This is a genomic window from Ensifer sp. ZNC0028, assembly GCF_000799055.1.
Classification (GTDB): Bacteria; Pseudomonadota; Alphaproteobacteria; order Rhizobiales; family Rhizobiaceae; genus Ensifer.
Genome location: NZ_JTLA01000207.1, coordinates 1 through 225, shown reverse-complemented (window position 1 = coordinate 225; position 225 = coordinate 1). Strand labels below are relative to the sequence as shown.

Genomic DNA, 225 nt, shown 5'->3' with positions numbered 1-225 from the left:
CTTCGGCGCGCTTGAGCGCGGATGCTTCGCTCATTTGGGCTGGTTTTTTCACGCCGCCTCGATATCGGTTTGCGAAAAATCGTTGCCCTTGTAGAGGAGGGGTTCTCCGGAAAGCGCGGCAAGAGCATAGGAAAAGCAGTCACCGTAGTTGAGGCTGGCCGGATGACGGCCCTTGCCATAACGCCGCCAGGCGCGTCGCGCGCGATCAGCATGGTCGGCTGTAAC

At 60.0% G+C, this 225-nt stretch carries 1 protein-coding gene; it reads right to left on the bottom strand.

Features of this window, described 5'->3' with window-relative positions:
• Nucleotides 1-48: 48 nt before the first annotated feature.
• Nucleotides 49-225 (bottom strand): type II toxin-antitoxin system VapC family toxin (locus tag L981_RS32610; RefSeq protein WP_043626865.1); only part of this gene is annotated, 177 nt, incomplete at its 5' end.